This is a genomic window from Sphingobacterium sp. 2149 (assembly GCF_031455655.1).
Lineage (GTDB): Bacteria > Bacteroidota > Bacteroidia > Sphingobacteriales > Sphingobacteriaceae > Sphingobacterium.
On sequence record NZ_JAVDTD010000006.1, the window covers coordinates 1 to 22,056 of the forward strand.

Here is a 22,056-nt window from a genome sequence, read left to right on the forward strand (position 1 = left end):
AAAAGGAATAATCACAGCTTTTTTATATAATTGTATGATCTTTTAAGTGGCACGGTTTGACCGAAATCACTGGCATCATTACTCCGAAATACCCAGCAAAGCACATATTTAAATTTTAATTTTCTCAGAAACGTACCGATTCTTTCACTTCCCTCCTCGTTTGCGCTTATGACCAAAATTTTCTTATTATTCCGTAATTTATTATCGAATGTTTCTGTCTCTACCAAACGAACAATGTCATCTCTTTTCTTTTCGATTATTGATGCAATCCTTGTTGTAACAAGTTTTTTAATGTAAAAAAACACACCAATAGAGCCAAGTATAAATCCACCGATAGTTAATGGTATTCCCAATTTCACTAACAAATCAAGAGTCTCTTTGGAATCTTCGATCTCTTTTAGACCATCTCTTATGTCCTTTTCAACTTGGTTCTTAAGAGTTTCTGCCCGCGCATCTGCTTGTGTTGTAATATCTATTTTGTAACCTTCCAATTTAGATATCCGCTCTTCTAATGCTTTAATTTCCGGGTCAGTCTTTGCTAAACTAATCTGTATCCATAATACAGTGCATAGAAAAATCAAAAATATTCTATATAACTTCATACTTGTAAAACGTATTTTCCATATAAACATAAAATGCCAATTTTTCCGAATTCTCGGTTAGGCCAATAATAATCATGACTGGATTGTCTATACATACACTACTAGCATCTACAATTTCTCTCATAGCATAATAGTCTGTACAACTCGGAACAGGAGCGGCATTAGGGTGTGTATGCCATTCTCCGATGTAAACTAAAGAAGGATTTTGTTTGTAATACTCCTCCAACGGTTCCTTCAGTCCTTCAACACCTCTTTCGAAGCTTGTTTTGGTAGATTTAAAATCAATTGGTAATATACTATCAATGATGTTCACCGTTCTTTTATCGTCCGAATAATATCCGACTAAAACTCCTCCAAATTCTTTTGGATACTGATTACGTCCATAAAGCACTAGCATATCTATTAAACTCTGTTCAGTAGAAATTCTTAATCCGGTTTCCTTATTTACCAATTTCACAGCTGCTGTAATTTAATTTCAAATCCATTTTTGTTATCCGTTGAGAGGTAAAAAGACCGCAGCTTAACTTCGCGCTCATAATTTAAATTGATCTGCTTTAAAGCATAGTGTACTAGTACAGAAATATCGTTATATGAAGCCTTAAATGTAGGGTTCCAACATCCTGTAGGACTGTAAAGATCTTCCACATCATTATTCAATAACGCATAAATAGCATTGGTTGCACTATATAAATTTGGATTTACCGCACAAACCAGCTCTTTGGCATGGTTTGTAATGCTTATACTGTAAATATCTGATTTTGTTGGGAGGTTATTCAACATAAAGGCTACATCATTATCCGTCGTACAATCGAATACAACATCAAAATCAGAAAGTGCTTCGCAGAGATAGTTAACCCATTCACCGTTACCAATTCTAAGCTTCGCTGTATCCAATAACTGTTCATTAAATTTCAGAGCAACGAATGGAGAAATCGACCTTAACTTCGTCACCAACTCATGAATCTTTTTATTCACTCCAGTTGCAAACAAATACTCCGATCTACATACATTTCCAGCCTCTTTCATATCGTGATCAATAATCGCCAAATTTGTTACACCACCCCTTACCAAAGTTTTTGCCAGATTGCTACCGATCGCGCCCACCCCTAATACTGCAATTTTTGCTTTAGCTAATCGATCGTTCATTTTGCCTCTTCCAAAGAAAAAATCATAGGAACAATTATCAGTTTGCTGCCACTTGATTTCTTGAGGTATGCAGCAGTAATTCCAAACCCTCGTTTTAGGAATTCTATCAGCTTTGATAGGAGGTTTATTCATATCAATCCTTATTGATTGCCAATGAATATTGATATCATCTATTCTGTATCCTAACAAAAGAGACACATAACTACCATTGTTCGGCTTCCAAGCGCGTTTTATATTGTGCAAATATTCTTTGAATGAATATGGTAGGAATCTATTGAGAGCTGACCAATCGGATACCGCAAAACGACTCATTTCTACTGGGGGTTCTTTTAGAAACACAAAAAGTCCTTCTGACTTCTCCCTCGCATATAAATCAACAAAACCTGTATCCCACTTGCATGAAGCGACTTTTTTATTTTTAATTCGGTAATCTACTACAATATTTGAATGTAATATCCGCTGAGGCTCTTCCTTCAGAATATTTGAACTAATCCTCGAATAAGTAAAAATTCCGAAATCATCATCGTTAAATAGGCAGTCTACATCCGTAAACAGAAACATGGCACCTTCTGTTCCTGATTCAGCAGAAACAATGATATGTTCGTAGTGACTATCTTTATCTTTCTCAATGTAATATTTTTTTACCCACTGTTTTAAAGAATCGATGTCATAAGCTATCTTTTGCGTTATATCTGGGCTATGTAGAGTATGTAAGCAAATTGACCCGTCCCTATTAACGTGATTTAAAGAGATCAAATCTTTATTGATAAATCGAATAGCTTCCTGACCTTGAAAACTTAGTGGATAGCAATCAAATATTTCAACTGCGAAATCCAATTGAACGTCCTCAATCGAAATTTTTATATTCCCTTTGAGCCGAAGTTCTTCGGACTCAAAGGGAGTTAGAATTTCGACTCCATCTATCTGTTCTAAAGCAGAACCTATTTGGTCTAACCGGTCCATGTCTTATCCAAATTTGACAGGAGGAGGCACAGAACGAGAATCTCCGTTAGAGCCGTAAGTTTCCCCCGGAGGAAACTTCTCATTGATTGGAAAATAAAGTTTAATCAAATCGCTTGATTCATCAATTCTTTCAATCAGATAAGCAAAATCTGATGAAAGACTTTGCTTTTCATAATCTGTTAATGTATCAGCGACTTCATTATTGGTATTACCCGGATCTGGAAGAGAAATTGATTCTATATTATCCTTAAAAAATACCAAAACAGAACGTAACTTATCCCAAAGACCACCTTCAATAGCTAGCTTATCGAACGCTTTTATAACAATAAGCTCTATAAGAAATGACTTAGGATAATTCTGGTTTGTATGCTTCTTCCAAACCTTTAAAAGCCTGATGATATTACGAACGGACGTACGATCATCCCCACTTTGTCTTATATGGTCGACTTGTTTACGTACATTGGAGCGGATATAATCACTTCCTTGCTCAAGATTACCAAATTGAGAATACACATATAAGTTCAGCTTTTCATCCTCCACATACTGGCCTTGATTTAATTCTCTACCTGGCACCACATCTATTTTTACTACTTCTCCGTCACTGTCAGAAAAGAATTCTATTCCAATAGATACTTTTTGTTTACGAACGTGCGCCTCTCCATTAAATTCTTCATATAAAAAGTCGTACACTGCTTCATACATTTCCTCCAATGTACTAAAGGCGTTGCGTTTAAATGGAGCCATTAAATCGAAATCAAATTTGAGATTAATTGCCGTATGCTTGGCAAACGAGCCAGAATTAAAAGGAGAATATAAATTATCCCCAAATCTTTTCTTGAGGCTCTCCTTTATTGTGTCCCTCTTTTCTTTGAACTTATCTAATAGTCCCTCTTCTTTACTTACCTTATGGGAGCTCAACACATCCCATAAGTAACTACTTCTATCAGTTGCCATTTATCACCTCCTTCTCGCTCTCCTCCTTATTGTCATTTGGACTACTTTTCTCCTTTGAGCTGGTATATCTAGGTGTAACACTAGTGAGAACACCTGCTAACATTACCAAACCCCAATAGTCCTTATCCGCATAAATCATATATGCAGATATTAAAATCAAAAGAATTGACACTAAATTGTAACTAATGTACTTCATTTTATTTCTCCCTCCTTACTCCTTTAAACTTACCACCAGACGTTTTCACATCCATAAATTGTCCTGTTTGTGTATCACGCTTAGTCCACAACCCTGTTGTTGGATTTTGAGACTGCGTACGCCCACCGACGTATGCGTGACGACGATTGTCACCCGATTTGCCATTTCCAGCCATAACTTTTTTAGCGTTGAAATTTTAACCATTGCTTATACCAGACCATATTGAATATCTTTTGCAAATAAATACATACAGATAATCAATGCGATCCTGCTTAAGCGTCATTTAATCCCAGAAATAACGTGATTTGTACTTAGGAAACCGGTCAGCGTATAACCCCGGCAGCGACTAGAAAGAGAAAGTATAATTACGGTTTTTCCGCAAAAAATTTTGATTATGCAAAACAAAAAGCTTTATTTTGCGTTCAAATAAAAGAACAATTACTTTCGTCTTGGCTTTCTAGCCACGGATGATACAAAAATCTAAAGGAGCCAAGGCTCTCACCTCTTGGCCCTTTTTTGCATTTTATTTATACCATCCTCCCACATCTATCCATATCTCATTTTCATGCTACTAATTATTTTATTATTAATCTATCAGTTACAAACAAAAATACTAAAATTTAAATCAACATTTCCTCACGGCTAGATGGAAGTTTTCCACATTAACCATCGTCTAAGGATTCAAAATAATCCACCATCAAATGAACTGTTGTGTACGGATTGCGATCAACTACCGCCCTATCTTGCATTCGATTGTATAGTCGTACAGCTCTTTCTTTTGCCGTAGGCAAATGCATAAATAGCGACTTGAAATGATTGAGCTTAGTTTTATGATAACCAGGCCAAAGTCGCATCAAGTTACGTAAACACTCCTCCCCACTTCCAAATGCTCTACCGCAGTCTTCAAAATGCAATGTAAACCAAAACTCCAGACTAATCGCAGAATAAGCAACCTGAAAGCCCTCTAGCTCACAAATTTCAAAAGCTTCAGCTAAATGAGGTGAATTATCATGATCGAAAAATAACCAAATACAATCGTAAGCATTTTTTTCCCTGATCGCTTTGGAAGCTTTTTTTGTCGCTTCCTTTGCTAAACTTCGGGGGTCATTCTGCTTATGCTGTACAACTTCTATAGTCACCATGCGTTGCCGCTCACGCGAGAGACTGGCTTGCAAAGCACGAGCATATAGATATTCAGTCGTCCCTTCGCATAACACCAATATTCGTTTATTAATCCCCCTTGCCATCTCGAAATATTAGTCCTGCATCGCAATTAATAACTCCATATCATTGATAATTGGTGTTGCTCCAAAACGCCCAGTAATATACCACTTATCTAAAGGCGTATTTAGACGAACGCCCTCCATATCAGAACAACGGAACAGAATACTTTCTCCATATTCATTCTTTTCTGTAAACCAAACTTGATCCCTACGAAAAACTTCACTACTCAATTGGCTCACATCATGTGTAGCAAATATCAATTGTGCATTATGTTTATTGAATACCGGATTATGAAATATTTGAATCAGGAACCTTGTAATCATAGGATGCAGATTTTTCTCCAGTTCATCTATGATCAATACCGAACCATCTTCTAAGGCTTCAATGATAATTCCTCCTAAAGCAAAAAGATTCTTAGTTCCCGTCGATTCGTCTTTCACTTCAAAAGTATGGCTACCGACTCTCCTTCCCGAATCAAACAGTCCGTGAGAGGTTTTAATATCATACCTAAACTTTTCTTGTATGCGACCTCTCACCTCTTCAGGAACGGCAGATGGAAAGTCAAATCCTTTCCAGTCCATTTCCTCAACAGAGACTTTTTCTATCCCAGTATCTAAAGCACATATCAAAGCATTAAAACGCTTTGTAAAAGTACCTTCTTCGTCTTCTGCCAAACGTCGAGCATAAAATCGTTTGAGATCATCTTCTGTATCACTATCCATAAATGGTACGGTTTGCAAAATTTGATCGAAAAAATCATAGGCCCCTGTTAATGCATCAACATTATTTAATGCAGCTTTTGACAAAAAAAGCTGATTCGGAAGAAGCATTTTTTCAATTGTTTTTTTTGCCCCTTTATAATAATCGCCAAACTTAATATCTGAATCAGCCTCCCTTAGATAAAGTAATGCTTTGGAATTACCCTTATAAAAAAATAGCTCTTCGTAAACTATTTTAGTAGCAGTAAACTTTACCTTATATAAATACTTCACCTCAAGGCTAACAAATTCTGCTTCAAACTCGACGGGCTTCTGTTGATAACCAACATCCAGCATAAATGGCTCATAAACCGGAATATCTTTATTCGGCTTAAAATTAGCGGAATGATTAACCAAATAATCCAACGCACGTATAGCTCTCAAGAAACCTGATTTTCCAGAGGCATTTGCTCCAAACAACACACTACTTCGCAACAAATCCCCCTGATAATTTTCAGGAGAACCTTTAGCTGAGGTTCTCCTCATGTCTAATATGGCTCTTTCCTTAAAGGATCTAAAATTTGAAACTGCAAAATAAACTAACATATCTCTTCTGTTTATAGACAAATATAAAAAATAAAAACGATAAAAACTATATTTTTGTTCAAAATAAACAAAATAAACATTTTAATCATTTTTAAAACATTTTAGACATTATAAACAAATAGGGCAAACACCCCAAATAAGTCTATTGACTCGATGAAGAAGACCAACCAAAAAATGTAGTTATATTTGTAGTACCTAATATTTTTAATAAAAGTATCAAGGAAATAGTAAAACGATATGAAGACATGTTTGCAGAAACAAACTAAGTACGAAGGTGCCAGAGTAACTCACAAAGTTTCTAAAACTGGGCCTGCTGTAACTACTGAGAAGAACAGATTTAAAGGTATGCACCAAGATCTGGAAAAAGCTGAACCGCTCTATATCCCCGGCTATAAAATTAGAGGATAAATTATCCAATAAAAAAACTAATCAAACCGATCTATTTTAAAAGGATTGAACTCGGTTGATATTTCATAATCATGGTCATATTGACTGATCATTAATTTCCTAAAATATATGATCAATACGTCTGGAATTTCCGAATAGCTAGGAAGTAGAAATTAGCATCTTTTTATAACCCAAATTAGAAGATGATAATTGTTCAATTTTGATATTGATATGGGAATCAACAGAATTCATACTGATGGTCCAGTTATAATTCACACAATCATCCTCCCAAAATACCTTGGTAGAATAAGGAAAATACCCTATACCCTTTTCTTTTATGATTTCTTAAATAAAGAAAAACTTGTTAAGTAGCTCCTGGAATTTATCGCCATAATCTGAACTATGGGCTATTTTAAATTGTTTGGTCTCGGATGAAATCTCGGCTACAATAGAGCCCAAGGTCACTATTATAAATTGACTTCCATTTATTTACAATAGTAGTTGTTCGCAGCGAATTTTCCTAAGTCTCAAGATAAATATCGCAATAAATATACTGCGCAAGTACACTGCATAACTTTAGAATATATTTGTTTAGTAAAATGAAGAATAGCAATTATAGTATATGACACTTGAAGAATTAACACTTGAAATTTATGCGGAAAGGGCATTGACTTATTTTGATAGTAAACACTTGGTTACATGGGCTGTAAATGTTTTAACCTTGGGATGTGAGAGTAACAACCTGTATATTTTAGCTGGTCTGGATAACGCATCTACGGAAGAACGCGAAATTTATTTTTGGAAATCAATTGCTGATCTAAAGTTGAATATAGAGAAAAGCGATGAAGATTTAATGGAAAAATATGCTTTAACAATCGCAAAAAAAGCAATCAGAAAAGAGGTCAGTATAGAATATGCTTTTGGCCAAATGTTGAAAATTGTATCCGGCAGCGAGTATGACTATAGGTATATGGCCTTTTATGAAATTGACGAGGACCTGGACTATTTGAAATATAACAATTCAACCCTATTTAATAACGGACTTACCCTTGAAAATTCAAAAGAATTCATCTTAGAGGAAATGAAAATCTTCGTCGAAATGGAAAGCTTAAATATCCCCCGCGAACAACGTGAAAAATGCTATTGCGAGACTTGTAAAAACCTTACTAGCCCAATAATGAAAAATAAATTTCAGCTTAAAAAGCCATTTAAATATACAGCTTTGGCATGTGGGATATGTGGTTCAGATAAGCTTAAATACAGCAGCAATCATGATGTTAAAAGGAGAATAATAGAACAGTCGAAAAAAAAATAAGATTGCGAATCCTTTTTGGAATGGAAGGTGCTATTCATCCGCTACTCTTTTATAACAATTTTGATTTGGTATATCAGCAGAAAAATGACCAACACAAAATTCTATCCTACCGCTATTTACACCTATATATCCAATTCCATTACTTATTGTATCGTTTAAAAGTTCAGGAAACTTTACTAAATCTCTATCCAAATTCAAAAAATAAGGTGGTTCAAAGACTATTAAATCATGATCTACTTTCCACTTTCCTTTAGTTTTCAACACCAGCTTTTTATTCCTATCATACACCCTGCGATAATATATATTATTAGTCCCTAGCTGAATAGTATCATAGGTGTTTGTATAGTTATCAGGGCTGTAAGTTCCTATCATTTCCCCACTATAGTAACTACAAGAGACTAGTACCAAAATAAAAAAAAGAAAAATTGCTGCTCTCATATTTAATAATCTACCAATAAGGTCACAAATAAAAACCTGATAAATGAATTTAGCAAATTGCATTATGGAAAAGAAAACATTTTGACATCACCTGTTAAATAATTCGCGCCATTTTATGAAAGTATACTTCTTTCTGTTTTATTTCTTGCTTTAGCTTGTCAAAGCACAACTAAAAAAACGCCTAAAGCAAAAACTCCAGAGAAAATCTTTAATTATTCCGCTTTTGGAAAAGATTATGAGGATACTTGGATAGCTTAATACCAAGAGCAATATTGGGTAATCACTAACACGGCTTGAATAAATTATTGGATTATGAAATGAACAGTATTTTCAATGGCGTATTAAAAAATACTATATGCTATTTTTACAGCAAATTTGTATTTTGTAACCAATTGGTAAGAGCAATATGATTTCAGACGACGAACTAGAAAATGTAGATCCAGACGATATTAGCGATTTACTCGTTAAAGTTGAAAAGTCATTTGACATGAAGTTTGAGAGCACCGAACTGATACACATTTTCACTTTTGGTGAACTATGTGATCACATCGCCAATAAAATTCAACTAGTACATTCGAACGACTGCACAAGCCAACAGGCTTTTTATAAACTGCGCGATGCAATGGCATCGATACTTCAAATAGACTACAAAACAATCACGACCAGCTCTTCGCTCCTCCACCTTCTACCTAAACAAAACAGACGATCTCTGGTAAAAAAATTGGAAGTACACTTGGGGTTTAAACTTCATATCCTACGACCGCCCTACTGGGCATCCGTCACACTATCGATTTTAGTAGTTACATCTTGCGCTGCACTATTCTTTAATTGGCAGATCGGACTTGCAGGACTTGTATTTTCTAATGCTGGGCTATGGTTTGTAAATAAAATCGGTAGTGTACTTGACGTACAAACGGTAGGTCAAGCGGCGAAAAAAATGACACGTGAAAGTTATTTTAAATCTAGACGCAACCCGAGGACTATCAATAAAAGTGAAACTGAAAAAATACTGGTTGATTTATTTAGTAATGATTTAGGGATAGACAAAAGTAAACTAACAAGAGAGGCAAAACTCAGCTAAATTCCTAAAGAGGGTACAATATTTTCAACGCAATTACTGAATAACAGACAAATTTAAAATAAGGCTATTCTCACTGATGGCCTCTAGTTGCACAAAATTTTCTTTAAATTAGCTTTGTGGCCAGAACAACAGATATAATTATTATTAAGTCAATTGACCAACTTCCATCAGTAGATGAAATCAAATCCATTTCAAGAGAAAGAGCCCTAAAGCTTGTTTTTAAAGGAAATATCAACAAGCAGCGCGAACGAATTGGCCAATATCTCGAACATGCTCTTTCTGGATTCCAGGTTTTGATCCATACGATCGACCCTGAACTTAACATTGTAAAACTTATTACGGATCGAGAGATTGAAGACAACCAATACTTTTTCGAACAATGTGCGAAAGATTACCGAAAATTGGGTGAGCAATTAGTGTTAATGTTGGTTGACAAACTTGATTTAAATTTAAATAAGGATTTTCCATTAGATACGTTTAACGAGTTAAAACGAGACCATCAACAGATAGGAACAGTTGGTGAATGGAGGTATTTCGCCCATGGATTTCACTGCGGTTTTCAACATTTGACAACGAAACAATGTATTGAGGTTCCTCTTACCTTCGGACTCGAGTTTGGAGATTTAGATCCATATTTTTTTATGAAGTTTATCTTGTCTTCACCAGACTACAATCCTCTGCCAATTCCCCTATTTGACGAATATGCCGACGGATTAAGAATAATAAATAAAATGACCACATTAGGAAAATTTGAAAAGATTCCATCTAATTTGCCTGGCCACAGTGGCGTTGTTGTTACCGAAAGAGAGAAAGTTGAGATTAAATCTAACCTGGATTTAGAAAAGATATTCGGAAAGCATATTGAGGAAATTGAGAAAAAATCCAAATTCAATCTATGGAAATTTCTCGGCTTGAAAAAATAACACTTCTTTGATCAATCAATAGGGTATCCTACTATACTGTTTTACTTTTCTATATTTAAAATTTTATCGGATATAATCAGACTATTGTCAATGGTGGTAGATATACCCATAAGCTCATTTTGAAGTTTGTAAAGTCTTTCGGCTATTTCCAATCGATCTGCTTCTGCTCTGACCAAAGTAAAAATTTCTGGAACATAACGTTGATATTCATCGCTTGGCGCAAGATCATTAACACCAATGGGATCCCAATCAAACCAAAGGATATCATTAATCTTTTTATAAACAAAAAAGTCTCCAGCTGTTTTTAAATTTATCCTAAGTTTTTTGTTGCGAATTAATAAGAGAATTGCAGATTTTACTTCTTGCTCAAGTCTATGATCTCCAAAATATACCGTGAGAGTTAAGGCCAAGCTCGCGATATAATGCCCACTGTCCTTGTCAAATGGGGCAGGCTCTCCGGAAGCATTATAAGTTACCTTGGCAACACTTTCGGCTAGCCTTAAATAGTTTTCTGGAGTATAATTTTTGTTTTCTAGCCCAAATACTCTGATTTCGCTAAATTGTTGGTGCGCCTCTTTCCATCGGTCTTTGTTATCGATGATTTGATATAACTCCAGAATTGACAAGGGGATTTGGTTAATATAAGTGTCAAAACGTGATAAAATAAATCCCGACCAACCCGGTCTAACCTCATTTGGAATATTTTCAAAAATCTGCTTTCCGATTTTGATATCTAATCTTAAGTCGTTTTGCCGTCTTGTCATAAAATTACATTTTCTAACGAAGGTTTTTTAAAGGATCTTCGCAAAGGTATCATACCGCAGCTCATAGGTCTAAAACTCCCCAATTACATATCTATTATTAGTAAGGCTCTCATTAACGCAAAATTATCCATTAATATAATATCTATATTCTTCCTGAATTACTCCTGCTGCAATATATTTATTAGGAGAGACTTTGTAGGTCGCATCTGCAAATTCTACCGCATCAGCAACTGAAGAAAGAGTATGTATCACACCAAATGGCTCATCTGGATCAACCAACGAAAACGCATAGATGTCCAAGAAGTCTTCATTTCCTTCGTCAAAGGATTTAAAATAAGCCACAGAAAAGCTTTCGTCGCTTTCCTTATCAATACTTAATCATCTGAGTATGGTATAATCTGTTTCCTGAACAACACCCAACCATTGCTCCACAGACTTTCCTAGTCTCAATCTGGATTGAATTTCATCTTTCTTTAAATACCGCATCATAAATTTATTGATACATCTGGAATCTCTATCAAAGGAGAAAAATCACCTTTGAAAATATCTAATTCATAAAAATTATCATCAGTGTCCACGATAACAGAGATAAGCAGATACATTCCGTCGACGTCATGAGAATCCATATCGGCCAGCACACCACCAGAACGCCTGTGATCCTCTCCTTCTATAATTACATGGAGGCTACCCATTCCACCATCGTCCATTTCTTCAACAAATAGGTCTTCCAATGAAGCTATAATACCGGTCCCCTCTGGCGTATCCTGCACCAAATGAGAAATCAGCTTGATTTCCTTAGAGCGAAGTCTTCTTTTCATATTTCGCATAGTTCTATTAGCTTATTAAATATACACATTATATGCAAAAACATATAATACCACATAATACGATATAATTATATGCAAAAACGTATAAAACAAAAAAAAGCAACGATATTATATGTAAAAGCATACAATTAAGCAGACTATTTTCAAATTATATGCATTTACGTATAAAATGGAAATTTCGGGTATTACTAAGTAAAAATTGATTTTTGAATTCTCAGCATAATATTCAAATGGACAAAATCATCCGAATCGAATGGTCTCCGATTTTCGAAACTGTATAGGCGCCGGTATCAAAATCTTCACTTGAGAGGATATCCAAACCGCCTGATAGTAAGCCTCGCTATGAAGCATTCGAATGGGAAGGATTGTCTCATTTGGGGAGTGATACAGTACAGACTTAGCTGTTTCAAATCAATATCCAATGAGAAGTTTAACGAAATATGTATCAAACGATCGCTGCGAGTTAGCCATTTTTATTGAAGACGACGATAGAGTCTTTTACACATACTTATGGAAGAAAGACCAAAATACTATTGCTCATGTGTGGCTATACAATGTAGCACCAACTCCGAGTGAGCCAAAATTGCAAATAGAGGAAAACTAAAAACAGTACAATAGGTAAACGTAGCCTAAAAATTCAGCAGCGTTATCTGGGCTCTACAGATATACCTGCATTTATATTTTTGGATAGCAAAGGAAAATTAATCAAAACTTTGTCTAAAAATATAAATAAAGAAACCTTGAGAAGTTTTCTAACACATTAGACAAATAGATATTTTATAACTTTAAACCGACAGTACTAACCCGCGATATTACTATTCTAAATCCAAGGTCTTACTGGCGGGCACTTGCCGTTTTACGAAACGTAAATTAAAGACATCTTTGGTAAAAGGAACGTAAATATGTATATTTAATTATTCAGACATATATGATTTTTATAACAATAAACCGCATAGAAAAACTATAATGAAAAATATACTTTTCGGTTTCACGCTGGCTATCTTTATAATTTCCTGTCAAGAAAATAAGCAACAGAACTCACCTCTTGTAGAAAATGCGGTAGACAATGCTGAATTAGCTGCTTCAGGTTCTTTTAAAAGTTATCGTGGAAATAATATCACTGTAGATAATATCTATTCCGAATTAATGAAAGATGATAAAAACCTTACAGCTCTCAATTCCAGGATTGTGAAGACATTAGAGGAAACAGAAAAAGTTTTATCTGTGTATAACAGTGTACTTGAAACCACTAATTCTTATTATCAGGATGCCAATGAACGAACGAAAGCCATTACAGATTCAATTGTAAAACAACAGGTAGAAAAAGAAATTAGCGCCAGTGCTGATCGATACGATCTTAAAGTAAAAGATATAACAGATCATATCAGTCAAATAACTAAAAATAATGAAAAATTCGTTAGCACCTATACTGCTTTTAAAATCAGAAAAACACTACCTGAAATTGAAAAATATCAAAATGCGCATCCTCTAAAAACAGATAGCCTGTATAATTTCATCACCAAACAGGATAAATTGCTGGAAGAATTAAAGAAATTTAAATAAATGATATCAACTGCAGAAATACTTAGTCGACTTGACCAAGACGCTAAAAATTACTCCTTTCCAATGTTGGACAACGGCTATTACTATCATGGAGATCAAAAAATGGTAATTTTTCGAGATGAAAATAGATGGGTAATGTTAATTGAAATTTTTGCATTCAACAATCACGATTATGATGTAAAGGGTTTTACAACAATTGCCTATGTATATGGCAATTGCCTACTTAACGGTTATGATGATGTCAGTTTCAATTGTTTCGTAAGTGATTCTGATACGGATTCATTTCTTTATGATAATGAAAATTATATCCCATATCTGGATAGTAACGTTAAAACCATAAAAATTAGAGATAAAATTATTCCATTAAACACAGATCCTGATTTTCTTAAACATAAACAAATCGATCTTGAATATCCAAATAAAATTGCCCCTTGGGATTTAATGAGAAGCTTTGTACCTGAATATTCGGATCATATTTGGCTAACCAATACCGAAATATCGCTAAGCATTCCATCAGATTTACCGATATTCTTAGAGTTGAATGAATGGCTTCATCCCGATTTAGCGGATAATCAACTACCGAGTGAAACGGAAACATTTATTCAGATTGCAGAAGCTATTACTAATGGAAATAAAACCTTATATAAGCCTACTGTTGAACCAAACACGCACTGGAAATATTGGCCTGAAGGGGGAACTTTATAAATACAAGGGATTAGAATTTGATTTTCAATAGCTTTATCGCGCTTTAATTTTGTTTTTTTACAATGAGCGCTGCGATTATTTCCTGTTTTGATGTGAATTATGAAATTAGACGATGAAACAAAAACGAGCATAACTAATACTATCAAAGCTGAACAGCATGGAATTTTTAAAGAGGGCACATCCAGATAGGGTACAAAACTTGTCTGTTAGATTTTTGTTTTTATTTTTATCCTTAACATTGTTTTCCTGTATATCGATTAGGAAAAGAGATGCCAATTATTTTAAAGGAAAAGACAGTGGAGGCTATAATATAAAATATTTAAAAGATAATAGAGATCTGGAAGGAACAATATCACTTCAGGGTGAGGTACGCATGGGAGGAAGTAATAAAATAGTGCCAAATGCAGAAATTGAAGTTCGGGATACAAATAATAAATTAATTGCTAAAAAAACAGCTGATAGTCAAGGAAGATTTGAGTTTACCATAAAAACTGAAGCTACTGTCGTGAATATTAATATAAATGGATCCGATGGAAATGCATTAGGTGAACTTGAAATCGCTAAAGTCGATATGGGTCGATTTTATTCACAAGTAGAAATATCTGCGAAACTTTTTGTTATAAATGGAGTTATGACAAGCACAGTACCACTTTCGAAAAAAGAGATTAAAGAAATCAAGAATCAAAATAATAAATAGATTTAGAGTGTTAAAAATTTCATCTTGTTTACAACGGAACCTATTCATATAGAGAATTTTTGTTTATTATTTGAAATATAAAAAAGGTCCAAATTTATAATGGCATTACGCATAAAGTTAAACCTTTGCGGTTTTAAACTTCTTCTTTTGCTAACAGTCTTTAGCTGTTCAACAAAGAAGAATTATAACGACTGGGTTGATATAGACCAAAACAACTGCAGCAGCTATAGCCAACGAGGTAAAGGTTATACAGATGAGGAGATATCGCCTTTAATAAAAGGCAAAGTGAGCATGTGTCATAATAATGAAAATGTTCCTTCTGCTAGAGTTTTTTTTCTTAGTTCAGAGAGTGATACAATTGGTACAGCCATCACAGATAAAAATGGAGAATTTTCGCTAACGATCCCATCCGAGGGATTGCTCCATGGAAAAATTATTGTAGATACTTTTGGAACGGGAATGACTATCGAGCATGTTTACATTGCTCCAAATTTTAAAACCTACTTTTTAGATATAAAATTACCAAGGCAGCCCATGTATATTAATGAAATAGGTTCAAAAAAGGATCAGAAAAAGTTGAGGAAAGAAGTTGAAAAAGCAAATAGAAAACATAAATAAGCGTTATAATCTGATCTGGGAAGTTAAAGTTTCAGTCTTTTTTTTGATCTTTTGTTTCTCATCCTGTTCCGTCATCAAATCCAAAACAGAAAACAATACAATATTGGGCGGGTACGAAGCTTCTAGCTATTTAGACGAGAACGATTCGCAAGATTCTGTAACGATTTCAGGCATTGTCACTGAAGCTAAGACGAAAAGAAAGGTACCCAATGCCGAGATACGATTTTTAGACTCTGAAGGAAATACGCTTAAAAAATTATCTTCCGATACTGATGGATCCTTCAATACCAAACTTGCAAAACTCACAAAATTTGGGAGCATCGAAATAGATGGTAACAATGCCGGTCTTCTTACGATAGCAAACATTGACTTTGGCATTTTTGTCAACAATATCAAAATAAAAGCGAGATTATTCAAGTACGATTATTCTGCAACTGAGCAAGAATTTTCGAAGAAAGAAGATCGAGACCAGCTAAAGCCAGAGATTGAAGAAATGAAAAAACAAAAGAGGTAATTGACAGCGTTTAATGCCAAGTGTACAGCGTATAAGACACTATGAATTAAAATAGCCACCTAGCTCATTTACTAGGTGGCCTTAGAGATTCTTAAAGACAATTGACCAGTTATCAGTTTCGCAAATTTGGATTATTATTCAGCTCGTTTAGAGGGATTGGAAATAAAAAATATTTGCTATTTGGAGATAAGCTGGAGCCATCCGGAAACTTGAGAATATAGTGTCCCATTACAGCTACAGTCTTGCCGGCATCATCCACGAAGGTCTCATTGGCCTCGCGACGTACGGGCGCCGTCTGCGTCCGAAGAATATCGTAAAGACGGAAACCTTCACCCCATAGTTCTTTACGGCGCTCCAATAAAACTTCCTGTACCACCTTTGCCTTATCGAAATTTGCAGCATCAAGATCTTGCAAGTTTCGTTTACGTCTTAATTCATTTAAGAGGTCTATAGCACCTTTTACATCGTCGAGGCGGGCTCGGCTCTCGGCTTCAATTAGCAGCTGTTCCGATGATCGCATTAGAACGATATGTCCATCACGGTTAGGGTGTTTATTTCTAAACTTACGATAACGATAGGAGCGATAGATCGCCTCAGCAGGTTGCTTGGCAATCTCAAAGAGGGATTTACGCACATCACCGGCTGTAAATAAACTGATAAAATTAGGATCAGGTATAATGCTATTATAACCAAAATATAGGTTTACACCCTTAGCATCTGTCGCATATGGAGTCGTCTCAATATAGGCTAGGTAAGAAGCTCCCCCCAAATTCTGGGTAGCGGTTTGTGGATGTCCCCAGATCCACTCCGGATTACTGACATCATTAAATCCTTCCTTGTACTGCTCTGCCGTCATAATCGGATAACCAGTGCGTGCTTTTGCTGCATAATCACGCGCTTGGGTCCAATTTTCCTGTGTCAAATATGTTCTGGCCAGTAGACCATAAACGACATTGAGGTCGAGTCTGTTCTTCACTTTTCGCTTGAAACCTACCAATAATTTTTCCGCTTCTTTCAAATCGGAAATGACCTGCTCATAAACTTCTTTTACTGTTGCCAAGGGTCTAGGAACCGTTGTTGGTGTCGTCGGTTCGATATAAATTGGTATTGCCTTGGCATTTGGGTCTTTTACATAGGTAAACTGGTACTGACGTACGAGATTGAGATAATTCAGACCCCTCAAAGCATAGGCCTGCCCCTTCAGGTATTTTAGGGTTTCTTTACTGTTATCGTCAATTTTTATATTGGCAATCAGATTATTGGCATGGTCGATAGATTTATATTGCAAGGTCCAAAAGAAAAGCGCCCGGCGGGTGGTATTATCAAATGGGTCTTTATAGGGATAAGAGTCCCGAAAACCGTAGCGGCCATCCCGTGCTATAGCGTCCTCTCCCATCACTTCATGTGTGAGGAATATGGTCGGGAGGCCAGGATTGTCTTGAGAAGTGCTATTTTCCATCAAAAAACGGATTGATCCGTTGATAAAGGCATCAATATTATTCTCGGAAGAAAATACTTCAGGAGTCGTAATCTGGGTTGCGGGAGCAGTCTCGAAGAAACTGTCACGGCAGGATGAGAGTGCCAATAAAGGGAAAATAATGGTGATATATTTTAATTTCATAGTAAATCAAATAGGAGTGTTAAAAAGAAACATTTAGGACAAGAGCGTATGACTTCTGTGCTGGATAGCGATAGTAGGTAACCCCTCCTATCGTTTGCTCGGGGTCTAAGCCCTGAGTTCCATAGAAGGTCAATAGGTTTTCACCTACAAAACGTATCCGGACATCGGAAAGAGACCATTTTGAAATGAGATTACGTGGAATCGTATAGCTTAAGCTCAAATTCTTTAGGCGTCCATAGCTTGCACTCCGTAGAAAACGGGTAGAGGGGATACTATTCCAGGAATCGGTCACATAAGACAACCGGGGGAAATCGGTCCCTCTATTTTCGGGTGTCCATCTATTGAGGGCCTCCTTGGACCAGCTTCGTCCCGGTGCTGAACCCACATGCATTATCATGGGTTGATCACCATCAAAGATTTTCCCTCCCAGACTATAGGAAAATAGGAAAGATAAATCTATTCCTTTATAACTAAAGCTGTTACTAATACCTCCATAGAGATCTGGCAATGAACTTCCTTCAAAATAAAATGACGCTTCATTTTGATTCGTTGTCGTCGTGCGCCCGGTTATATTTCCTGTTGCATCTTTTACGTCCTTATACCAGGTCGCCTTACCAGTCTCCGGATCTACTCCAGCCCATTCCTTGATATAAAAGTCATAGATGGAACCTCCTTCAACCATTTTTTTTGTATTACCATACTGCCCAATCGATCCAGTGAGAATTTCCTTTTGTGGTAGTTTGGTAATTTTATTTTTGTAGTGCCCCACATTTGCCGTAATAGACCATCTGAAATCTTTGTTCCGAATAGGTACACCCGTAATCTGCGCATCAATTCCACGGTTGCTGAGCGAACCAATATTGGCATCGATCCCGCTATAACCTGTCGAAGGTGAAAGAGGCTTTTGAAAAAGCAGGTCCTTTGACTGCCGATCATAGACATCAATCTGTGCTACCAACCTATTGTTGAATAAAGCGATATCAGCACCGATGTTGAGATTAAGATTTGTTTCCCATTTTAAGTCAGGTGTGGGCAAATCGGAAGGCAAAAGCCCCAGATTGTCCAAACTGTTATAAATAGAATAAAATCCTCCGTAGGCGTAATTACCAACTTTATCATTTCCCTGAGCTCCATAGCTAGCCCGTAGATTGAGGTTATTAATCGTACTGACTTCTTTCAGGAAAGATTCCTTTTTTACGTTCCAGGCCACACCGACAGACCAGAAATTGCCCCATCGTGATTGCTTACTAAACCGGGATGAACCGTCTCTACGGTAGCTTGTCGAAAAATGATAGCGATCCAGATAATCGTAATTTACCTGCCCTAACCAGCTCGCTAGCTTGTAATCGGAAGAAGTCCCGTTAAAAATACCACTCAGCGTTCCCGCCGAAGGCTCCGTTTTACCGAGCACTTGGAAGCCTGTGCGGCTACCCGATAGCGAAGAAGCTCCCTCCACATAGATTTCAGGGCCCACCAACGCATTAATCCTGTGCTTATTTCCAAAAGTAACTGCATAGTTTAGAAAGCTATTGACGGTATAGTTGAGTGTACGGCTCGAACTTCGGCTCGCGGATCCCGCCCCATCCGTAAGAACACCTGTACTATAGTACGAATGCGAATAGGTATGTGAGCTTGTGTTTCTGTAGTCGATATTGGCCGAGGTCTTCAGAAATAAATTGTCTGTAAATGATATTTTGATATTGGTGCCCAACAAAACGGATTCATTGTTGGTACCGGAAATTGCATTTTCTGCGCTGCCTAAAATATTTGAACCACTAGCCGCTGTGGTTGGGCGCCATAACCCATAGTCCCAGAGCTTATTGCCCTGTTCATCCAGCACATAACTCCCATCAGGATTGCGCTGATAGACGGGATAAAGATCGGAAACCAAGCGCTGAAAGTTAGCAAAGTTACCTGTATTGCTGTCGCTCTGCGTAGGTGCACGTTGAAAGCCGGATGAAAGGGCAACATTCCCGCCAACTTCAAACCAGTTGTTGACCTTTGATTGTATATTTGTCCGAAAATTATACCGCTTAAAATCAGCTGTACGAATCCAACCTTGTTCATTGAGGTAACCGGCAGAAAGATAATAACGTGTACTTGCCCCACCACCACTCAAACTAAGGTCATATTGCTGGCGAATCCCCCTTCGGGAAATTGCTTTTCCCCAGTTATCGTTCCAGAGTGGCGTTGCTCCAGCAACCAGCTTTCCATCGAGCCCCACAGGCTTTGGATAGTTTGGCCCAAAGATGTTTACTTTAAGCGCTCCATCCACCAGATAATCTGTAGCATACTGGGCAGCATCGACGGCTGATTTTCCTTGATCGAGCTGTGTATTACGGATTGCTTCCCATTGCAGTTCGTAGTATTCCTGCTGGGATAGGTATTCATAATCTTTCACTGCCCTGCCCGTATAACCGTAGTTGGCCGAAAAATTAACGGTAGTCTTTCTGTTCAGTTCCCCAGATTTTGTCGTGATCACGATAACGCCATTGGCACCACGCGAGCCATATAGTGCGCTTGCTGTCGCATCTTTTAAGACCGAAATTGAAAGGATATCCTTTGGATTGAGACTATTGGGATTGGCTCCGGGTGTACCATCTACCACATAAAGTGGCGCTGTTGATGCGTTTACAGAGCCTACCCCCCTGACAAAGAGTTCGGCGTCACTCCCGGGCTGCCCTGCTGCGGCAATGGACTGTAATCCGGGTACCGTCCCCTGTAAAGCTTTCCCGATCGTCGTGATCTGTAAATTGTCCAATTCTTTACCACTTACCGTAGCGACAGATCCGGTGTAACTTGATTTTTTAGCAGTAGTATAACCTACAACAACGGTCTCTTCAAGTGTATGATCCACAGGTTCAAGTTTAATAACTGCTGGTGAGTGATCTATGACCAGGGTCTGGCTCGCATACCCCACGAAGGAAATCGTAACCGTAAAGGGCAATTTTTGACCGGTTACAAATTGAAATTTCCCAAATTTATCAGTGGTTACATGATGGGTTACATCCTTTAAACTCAAGGTTGCACCAGAAAGTGGCATTCCGCTGACAGCATCCTGTACAACACCACTGAATACAGCATTTATAATCGATTTTGTTTGCTCCTGTGCGAGGGAAGGTACGACAACGCCGCTCCCTGCAAATGAAAGAAGCAAATAAAACAAGCTTGATTTTCTCATTGTTTTTCTGTTTGATGTTTTTTGATTTTTCTTTACTCGCCGTAGATTTCCTTTAATTTCTGCAATAGGGCATCACCTTTAATATTTCGGGCGACAATAGTCCCATGCTCATCGATAAGAAGGTTGCTCGGGATAAAGCGGACACCATACAAGGCTGCAGCTTCCGTATCCCAGAATGAAAGATCAGAAACCTGAGTCCAATCCAATCCATCGTCTTTAATAGCTTTTAACCAGTCTGCTTTTTTCTTATCCAGTGATACGCCGAATACATTAAATCCCCGGCCTTTATATTTGTGGAAAGCGGCTACAATATTGGGATTTTCCCGACGGCAAGGACCACACCAGGCCGCCCAAAAATCAAGTAGCACATATCCTTTACCAAGATGCTCACCGAATCGTATTTTATTTCCATCGGGACCGGTCGACACAAAATCTAAAGCTTTGTTGCCTGGCAAAACGGCACGCTGTTTTAGGATCAAATCGTTCAAGATCCGCACATATTGTGTCTGTTGTAATGATTTATCCAGCAATTTTATATGCTCTTCAAGTTCATCCGGCGACAGATTATAAGAATAGTTGCGGAACAATGCATATGCCGCGACAATAGATTTGGGATCCGCTTCAATAAACTGCTTGGCGGTATACTTACGTTGCTCTTTATTTGCACGCTCAAAATAAGCTTGGGCTTTTGATCCTTTCACCGTAGCATGACCGGCATTTTCTCCAGACTCGATGAGTACTTCAATTGGAGCATCCTCCAAAAAAAGCTGGACAGGGTAACTTTCTTCACCCAACTTCAGACCATAGAGTTCAGGCAACTGCACTTTAGTTCCGAAACTAAATTGACCGTTATTGACTGAAGCTGAATCAATCGTCCTAAATACTTTATTATCGTATTGTTGCAGATATATTTTACCTTCCTTCAATCCTGCTATTTTTCCTGTTAAACGTAGTGCTGCTACTTTTTGGGCCGATGCCTGGGTAATAAGAAACAGCATCGAAACTGTAAATAATGTTAGTTTACTTTTCATCT

At 37.0% G+C, this 22,056-nt stretch carries 22 protein-coding genes; 8 read left to right on the plus strand and 14 right to left on the minus strand.

Translation table 11 applies throughout. From position 1 onward, the window contains the following. Positions 1–11 precede the first annotated feature (11 nt). The 7 genes from J2X77_RS09850 to J2X77_RS09880 form a co-directional block, all read right to left on the minus strand. Positions 12–602 (minus strand): hypothetical protein, encoded by a 591-nt coding sequence (locus J2X77_RS09850; RefSeq protein WP_310080528.1) that lies wholly within the window; start codon positions 600–602, stop codon positions 12–14. Further along, positions 589–1,059, minus strand: coding sequence for a Mov34/MPN/PAD-1 family protein (locus tag J2X77_RS09855; RefSeq protein ID WP_310080531.1), 471 nt, complete (start codon positions 1,057–1,059; stop codon positions 589–591). Before J2X77_RS09855 ends, J2X77_RS09850 begins: the two co-directional genes overlap by 14 nt. Then, positions 1,056–2,711, minus strand: coding sequence for a ThiF family adenylyltransferase (locus tag J2X77_RS09860; protein WP_310080533.1), 1,656 nt, complete (start codon positions 2,709–2,711; stop codon positions 1,056–1,058). The genes J2X77_RS09855 and J2X77_RS09860 overlap by 4 nt, the downstream gene beginning before the upstream one ends. Positions 2,712–2,714: 3 nt before the next feature. Next, positions 2,715–3,665 carry a nucleotidyltransferase gene (locus J2X77_RS09865; protein WP_310080535.1) on the minus strand — a complete coding sequence of 317 codons (951 nt, stop codon included), beginning with the start codon at positions 3,663–3,665 and terminating at the stop codon, positions 2,715–2,717. A gap of 197 nt (positions 3,666–3,862) precedes the next feature. Continuing rightward, on the minus strand, positions 3,863–4,036 hold the full coding sequence (locus J2X77_RS09870) for a hypothetical protein (protein WP_310080537.1): 174 nt from the start codon (positions 4,034–4,036) through the stop codon (positions 3,863–3,865). 487 nt (positions 4,037–4,523) lie between these two features. After that, on the minus strand, positions 4,524–5,108 hold the full coding sequence (locus tag J2X77_RS09875) for an RloB family protein (protein WP_310080539.1): 585 nt from the start codon (positions 5,106–5,108) through the stop codon (positions 4,524–4,526). 9 nt (positions 5,109–5,117) lie between these two features. Beyond that, positions 5,118–6,389 carry an ATP-binding protein gene (locus J2X77_RS09880; RefSeq protein ID WP_310080541.1) on the minus strand — a complete coding sequence of 424 codons (1,272 nt, stop codon included), beginning with the start codon at positions 6,387–6,389 and terminating at the stop codon, positions 5,118–5,120. A 1,009-nt stretch (positions 6,390–7,398) separates the two neighbouring features. Between J2X77_RS09880 and J2X77_RS09885 the strand changes: the two genes are divergently transcribed. Then, positions 7,399–8,091, plus strand: a complete 693-nt coding sequence (locus tag J2X77_RS09885) for a hypothetical protein (RefSeq protein WP_310080543.1) — start codon at positions 7,399–7,401, stop codon at positions 8,089–8,091. Positions 8,092–8,121: 30 nt separating this feature from the next. On the opposite strand, the gene J2X77_RS09890 is transcribed toward J2X77_RS09885, so the two are convergent. Next, positions 8,122–8,529 carry a hypothetical protein gene (locus J2X77_RS09890; protein ID WP_310080545.1) on the minus strand — a complete coding sequence of 136 codons (408 nt, stop codon included), beginning with the start codon at positions 8,527–8,529 and terminating at the stop codon, positions 8,122–8,124. A 406-nt stretch (positions 8,530–8,935) separates the two neighbouring features. On the opposite strand from J2X77_RS09890, the gene J2X77_RS09895 reads away from it, so the two are divergent. Then, positions 8,936–9,610, plus strand: a complete 675-nt coding sequence (locus tag J2X77_RS09895) for a hypothetical protein (RefSeq protein WP_310080547.1) — start codon at positions 8,936–8,938, stop codon at positions 9,608–9,610. Positions 9,611–9,726: 116 nt separating this feature from the next. Next, on the plus strand, positions 9,727–10,533 hold the full coding sequence (locus J2X77_RS09900) for a DUF6896 domain-containing protein (RefSeq protein ID WP_310080548.1): 807 nt from the start codon (positions 9,727–9,729) through the stop codon (positions 10,531–10,533). Between the two features lie 41 nt (positions 10,534–10,574). Here the strand turns inward: J2X77_RS09900 and J2X77_RS09905 are convergent, their stop codons facing one another. From J2X77_RS09905 to J2X77_RS09915, 3 genes are all read right to left on the minus strand, one after another. After that, a complete protein-coding gene (locus J2X77_RS09905) occupies positions 10,575–11,297 on the minus strand; it encodes a hypothetical protein (RefSeq protein WP_310080550.1) in 723 nt (240 codons plus the stop codon). 123 nt (positions 11,298–11,420) lie between these two features. Next, positions 11,421–11,639, minus strand: a complete 219-nt coding sequence (locus J2X77_RS09910) for a hypothetical protein (RefSeq protein ID WP_310080552.1) — start codon at positions 11,637–11,639, stop codon at positions 11,421–11,423. A 143-nt stretch (positions 11,640–11,782) separates the two neighbouring features. After that, positions 11,783–12,115: a DUF6984 family protein gene (locus tag J2X77_RS09915; RefSeq protein ID WP_310080554.1), complete on the minus strand. Its 333-nt coding sequence runs from the start codon at positions 12,113–12,115 to the stop codon at positions 11,783–11,785. 975 nt (positions 12,116–13,090) lie between these two features. Between J2X77_RS09915 and J2X77_RS09920 the strand changes: the two genes are divergently transcribed. The 5 genes from J2X77_RS09920 to J2X77_RS09940 all read left to right on the plus strand — a co-directional run bounded on the left by J2X77_RS09920 (position 13,091) and on the right by J2X77_RS09940 (position 16,221). Then, the gene (locus tag J2X77_RS09920; protein WP_310080556.1) at positions 13,091–13,687 is read left to right on the plus strand and encodes a hypothetical protein; all 597 of its coding nucleotides are present in this window, start codon (positions 13,091–13,093) and stop codon (positions 13,685–13,687) included. Continuing rightward, positions 13,688–14,392, plus strand: coding sequence for a DUF7003 family protein (locus J2X77_RS09925; protein WP_310080558.1), 705 nt, complete (start codon positions 13,688–13,690; stop codon positions 14,390–14,392). It abuts the gene before it with no gap. 157 nt (positions 14,393–14,549) lie between these two features. Further along, on the plus strand, positions 14,550–15,089 hold the full coding sequence (locus J2X77_RS09930; RefSeq protein WP_310080560.1) for a hypothetical protein: 540 nt from the start codon (positions 14,550–14,552) through the stop codon (positions 15,087–15,089). A 99-nt stretch (positions 15,090–15,188) separates the two neighbouring features. Continuing rightward, positions 15,189–15,707 (plus strand): hypothetical protein, encoded by a 519-nt coding sequence (locus J2X77_RS09935; protein ID WP_310080562.1) that lies wholly within the window; start codon positions 15,189–15,191, stop codon positions 15,705–15,707. Further along, entirely contained in the window at positions 15,679–16,221 is a 543-nt protein-coding gene (locus tag J2X77_RS09940) for a hypothetical protein (RefSeq protein WP_310080564.1), read from the plus strand. The genes J2X77_RS09935 and J2X77_RS09940 overlap by 29 nt, the downstream gene beginning before the upstream one ends. Positions 16,222–16,333: 112 nt before the next feature. On the opposite strand, the gene J2X77_RS09945 is transcribed toward J2X77_RS09940, so the two are convergent. The 3 genes from J2X77_RS09945 to J2X77_RS09955 are packed head-to-tail and all read right to left on the minus strand — an operon-like array spanning position 16,334 to position 22,054. Continuing rightward, a complete protein-coding gene (locus J2X77_RS09945; protein WP_209578054.1) occupies positions 16,334–17,842 on the minus strand; it encodes a RagB/SusD family nutrient uptake outer membrane protein in 1,509 nt (502 codons plus the stop codon). Between the two features lie 19 nt (positions 17,843–17,861). Further along, on the minus strand, positions 17,862–21,023 hold the full coding sequence (locus tag J2X77_RS09950; protein ID WP_310080566.1) for a TonB-dependent receptor: 3,162 nt from the start codon (positions 21,021–21,023) through the stop codon (positions 17,862–17,864). 32 nt (positions 21,024–21,055) lie between these two features. Continuing rightward, entirely contained in the window at positions 21,056–22,054 is a 999-nt protein-coding gene (locus tag J2X77_RS09955; protein WP_310080568.1) for a TlpA disulfide reductase family protein, read from the minus strand. Positions 22,055–22,056 lie beyond the last annotated feature (2 nt).

Bases quoted from the DNA above. Each gene is read 5' to 3' on its own strand.
- J2X77_RS09850 (WP_310080528.1), bottom strand. From the start codon at position 602: ATGAAGTTATATAGAATATTTTTGATTTTTCTATGCACTGTATTATGG.
- J2X77_RS09860 (WP_310080533.1), bottom strand. From the start codon at position 2,711: ATGGACCGGTTAGACCAAATAGGTTCTGCTTTAGAACAGATAGATGGA.
- J2X77_RS09865 (WP_310080535.1), bottom strand. From the start codon at position 3,665: ATGGCAACTGATAGAAGTAGTTACTTATGGGATGTGTTGAGCTCCCAT.
- J2X77_RS09870 (WP_310080537.1), bottom strand. From the start codon at position 4,036: ATGGCTGGAAATGGCAAATCGGGTGACAATCGTCGTCACGCATACGTC.
- J2X77_RS09875 (WP_310080539.1), bottom strand. From the start codon at position 5,108: ATGGCAAGGGGGATTAATAAACGAATATTGGTGTTATGCGAAGGGACG.
- J2X77_RS09880 (WP_310080541.1), bottom strand. From the start codon at position 6,389: ATGTTAGTTTATTTTGCAGTTTCAAATTTTAGATCCTTTAAGGAAAGA.
- J2X77_RS09885 (WP_310080543.1), top strand. From the start codon at position 7,399: ATGACACTTGAAGAATTAACACTTGAAATTTATGCGGAAAGGGCATTG.
- J2X77_RS09890 (WP_310080545.1), bottom strand. From the start codon at position 8,529: ATGAGAGCAGCAATTTTTCTTTTTTTTATTTTGGTACTAGTCTCTTGT.
- J2X77_RS09895 (WP_310080547.1), top strand. From the start codon at position 8,936: ATGATTTCAGACGACGAACTAGAAAATGTAGATCCAGACGATATTAGC.
- J2X77_RS09905 (WP_310080550.1), bottom strand. From the start codon at position 11,297: ATGACAAGACGGCAAAACGACTTAAGATTAGATATCAAAATCGGAAAG.
- J2X77_RS09915 (WP_310080554.1), bottom strand. From the start codon at position 12,115: ATGAAAAGAAGACTTCGCTCTAAGGAAATCAAGCTGATTTCTCATTTG.
- J2X77_RS09920 (WP_310080556.1), top strand. From the start codon at position 13,091: ATGAAAAATATACTTTTCGGTTTCACGCTGGCTATCTTTATAATTTCC.
- J2X77_RS09925 (WP_310080558.1), top strand. From the start codon at position 13,688: ATGATATCAACTGCAGAAATACTTAGTCGACTTGACCAAGACGCTAAA.
- J2X77_RS09930 (WP_310080560.1), top strand. From the start codon at position 14,550: ATGGAATTTTTAAAGAGGGCACATCCAGATAGGGTACAAAACTTGTCT.
- J2X77_RS09935 (WP_310080562.1), top strand. From the start codon at position 15,189: ATGGCATTACGCATAAAGTTAAACCTTTGCGGTTTTAAACTTCTTCTT.
- J2X77_RS09945 (WP_209578054.1), bottom strand. From the start codon at position 17,842: ATGAAATTAAAATATATCACCATTATTTTCCCTTTATTGGCACTCTCA.
- J2X77_RS09950 (WP_310080566.1), bottom strand. From the start codon at position 21,023: ATGAGAAAATCAAGCTTGTTTTATTTGCTTCTTTCATTTGCAGGGAGC.
- J2X77_RS09955 (WP_310080568.1), bottom strand. From the start codon at position 22,054: ATGAAAAGTAAACTAACATTATTTACAGTTTCGATGCTGTTTCTTATT.